The sequence below is a fragment of the Nocardia stercoris genome (assembly GCF_003696265.1).
Classification (GTDB): domain Bacteria; phylum Actinomycetota; class Actinomycetes; order Mycobacteriales; family Mycobacteriaceae; genus Nocardia; species Nocardia stercoris.
Map to the genome: position 1 here is coordinate 285,493 of NZ_RFFH01000008.1, position 3,512 is coordinate 289,004.

Here is a 3,512-nt window from a genome sequence, read left to right on the forward strand (position 1 = left end):
CCCGCGACCTGCGGGTTTGTCGCCGCTGCGAACCTCCCAAGCGAAACTGAAATAACTCTGCTTAAGATTTGCTCACTTTTAACACAACTGGAACACGTTTCAATCAGTGTCGGTATTGTCCGGTTCGTTCGAATTCATCCCATGCCCGATCGCGAACCGATCCGGGCTCAAGGAGCACCTATGCCCGCAACGACACGACGTGGTGTCACCACACCCGTTACCGGCGCCGCTGTGATCGCAGGCCTGATCCTGACCATCGACCCGGGCACCGCCGCGGCGGCCGACATCACCTTCACCAACTCGTGCCAGGCCAAGTCCATCATCACGGTCGACAAGACCCTCGCCGGTGGCATCACCGTCGACGCTCCCGCCAGCGTGAACGTCGGTGACACCTTCACCTACCGCGTGCAGCCCGACGCGCAGTCCTACCCGGACAAGGACTCCGGTGCGACCACGTCCAGCCTGTCCCGGATCAAGTACGACTTCGCCATCCCGGCCAACGCCACCCTGGTCAGCGCCGACGTCGTCTCCGGCACCGCCGTCAACATCGACAATGTGGCTCCGAACGTGTTGCGCGTCAACGACTCCGGCGTGGTGGACGCCAACGGCTCGATCCTGCGGCTCTCGGGCAACAACGAGGTGGTCGGCAACAGCCCGACCAGCAGCACCAACACCGAAGGCGGCATCCGCGCGCCCAAGCTGAAGAAGAACCTCGACGGCACCACGAATGCCAACGGCGACAGCTGGTTCCGCCTGCCCGCCGTCGACGTCACCGTCACCGCCGTCGCCGCCGGCACCATCACCCCGACCGTCCGGGTGGCCGGCAGTGCCGCCGCGTACGGCAACGACATGAACTACAACACCTCCCTGGCGAAGGCATCGCTGCTCGGCACCCAGTGGGCCCCCACCCGCTGCATCCCCAGTGACAACAAGAGCGCCCTGAACGCCGGCGGCGGCCCCCTGGCCACGATCACCGTCGGCGCGGCTTCCGTGGCCACGACCACCACCGTGTCCGTTCCCGCCACCGCGACGATCGGTCAGTCGGTGGACCTGTCGGCGGCCGTGCACGGTACCGCCGGTGCCGCGGTCGGTGGCACGGTCCAGTTCCTGGACAACGGGGCGAACATCGGCGGCCCGGTGGCGGTGACCAACGGCGCCGCGACCCTGCCGTACACGTTCACCACAGCCGGCGCGCACGCGATTTCGGCCGTGTACTCCGGTGCCGACGGCTACCAGGGCTCCACCGGTGCGGCGCAGACCGTGACGGTCGCCGTCGCCGCGGTGGCCACGACCACCACGCTGACCGCTCCCGCCACCGCGGCCACCGGTCAGTCGGTCGACCTCTCCGCCGCGGTGAACGGCACCGCCGGCGCCGCGGTCGGCGGCACGGTCCAGTTCCTGGACAACGGGGCGAACATCGGCAGCCCGGTGGCCGTGGCCAACGGCACCGCAACCCTGCCGTACACCTTCAACGCCGCTGGTACGCACGCGATTTCGGCCGTGTACTCCGGTGCCGACGGCTACCTGGGCTCGACCGCCGCGGCGCAGACCGTCACGGTTTCGGTCCCGGTCACCACCACGGTGCCCCCGACCTCCACCACCACGCCGGTCACCTCCACCACGGCCCCGGTCACCACCACGACCGGCTCCTCGGGCAACAGCGGCAGCGCCGCAATGGACATCCTCTCCGGACTCTCCGGCGCCCTCGGCCACTGATCGGCTGATCGCCCGCTGACTGGACTTCATACCGCCGGAAACGGCAGCAGGCATCCTCGCCCTGCTGCCGTTTCCGCATTTCCGCGGTGGACCCGACAACGGACTCGGACGCGGGCGACGCCGTGCGGCGAAATGCCGGGGGTTCGGTCGTAGGGTTGGCCCATGCTGACGATCTCGGATCCGCGGGTACGGGAGTTTCTGACCGAGGGGACGCGCACCGCGAAGGTGGCGTTCGTGACCAAAGACGGCCGGCCGGTGATCAATCCGGTGTGGTTCATCCTGGACGGGGACGAACTGGTATTCAACACCGGCAAGGAGTCGGCGAAAGGGCGTGCGGTGCTGCGGGATCCGCGGCTCTCGCTGTGCGTCGATCTGGAGGCGCCGCCGTACGGATACGTGCAGGTGCAGGGGACCGCGACGGTGTCGGAGGACCTGGACGAGCTTGTGCGGACCGCCACGGCCATCGGTGGCCGGTACATGGGGGCGGATCGGGCCGAGGAGTTCGGTGCGCGCAACGGTGTGCCGGGAGAGCTGGTGGTGCGGGTGCGGCCCGACAAGATCCTCGGCGGCTTCGACATGACGGGCTAGCACCCGGCAGTGGCGTAAAGGGTAAGTGCCGAAGCAGCCCACATGACGGGCAAGCGCCGGACGGCGGCGTGACGGGTGAGCGTCGGGCAGCGGCACGACCGGCAGGTGCCGGGCAGTGGCGTGACGGGCTCGTGGCGCGCGAGTAGCCGTGTGACAGGCTGGCGGTCATGACGGTGCATTTCATCGGGGCCGGGCCCGGCGCCGCGGACCTGCTGACGGTGCGTGCGGTGACGCTGCTGCGGGACTCGCCCGTATGCCTGTACGCGGGCACCTACCTCGATCCCGACGTGCTCGCCCACTGCGCGCCGGGCACCGAGTTCGTCGACACCCAGGGCCTGGACCTCGACCAGATCACCGCACACCTGGCCCGGGCCGACGCCGCCGGGCACGATGTGGCCCGCCTGTGTTCCGGCGACCCGTCGCTGTATTCGGCGCTGACCGAACAGACCCGGCGCCTCGACGCCCTCGGCATCGCGTGGGACGTCACCCCGGGCGTCCCGGCGTACGCCGCCGCGGCCGCGGTACTCGGTACCGAGCTGACGGTTCCGGAAGTGGTCCAGTCGGTCGTGCTGACCCGCACCCGGGTGCGTTCCACGACCATGCCCGCCTCCGAGGAACTGGCCGGCTTCGCCCGCACCCGGGCCACCCTGGTCCTGCATCTGGCGATCACCCGAATCCGTACGCTCGCCGCCGAACTGGCGGGCGAATACGGCGCCGACTGTCCCGTCGCGGTCGTCTACCGCGCCTCGCAGCCCGAACAGCTGGTTCTGCGTGGCACTCTCGCCGATATCGCGGACGCGGTGGAGGCCGCCGAACTGCGCCAGGCGGCGGTGATCCTGATCGGTCGCGCACTCACGCCGGCCCTCGAATGTTCGGTGTCGCATTTGTATGACCCGGCCCGAAATCGGCAGGTCGGCGGTATGTCCGATTCCGGTTCGCTATGAACCGTGATGCGTTCGAGCGCCGAATCAACCGGTAGATTGGTTCGGTACTCGACGGTGAGGTACGGCGACGGCCCGGAGCGATGCGCGGGTGCGGTCCGGCCGGTGTAACGCCATCGGCCCATGGGATGGATAGGCCCCATGAACCTTCTGCTGGTCGAGCTGTGAAATAGGACCTGAACGCCGGTTCCCCGCATGTGTGAGGGGTCGGCGTTCGGCGTGTTGGGTCGGGGAGCACCGCTTGGTGTTCCGGAAGCGAGGTTACGG

3 protein-coding genes are annotated in these 3,512 nt (G+C 68.8%); all 3 read left to right on the forward strand.

The features are described from left to right. Positions 1-180: 180 nt before the first annotated feature. Complete coding sequence (locus tag EBN03_RS35560) at positions 181-1,716, forward strand: Ig-like domain-containing protein (RefSeq protein WP_158675690.1); 1,536 nt, start codon at positions 181-183, stop codon at positions 1,714-1,716. A gap of 162 nt (positions 1,717-1,878) precedes the next feature. After that, the gene (locus EBN03_RS20455) at positions 1,879-2,304 is read left to right on the forward strand and encodes a PPOX class F420-dependent oxidoreductase (RefSeq protein WP_122189661.1); all 426 of its coding nucleotides are present in this window, start codon (positions 1,879-1,881) and stop codon (positions 2,302-2,304) included. A 167-nt stretch (positions 2,305-2,471) separates the two neighbouring features. Next, complete coding sequence (gene cobM, locus EBN03_RS20460) at positions 2,472-3,248, forward strand: precorrin-4 C(11)-methyltransferase (RefSeq protein WP_122189662.1); 777 nt, start codon at positions 2,472-2,474, stop codon at positions 3,246-3,248. The last annotated feature ends 264 nt before the right edge of the window (positions 3,249-3,512 follow it).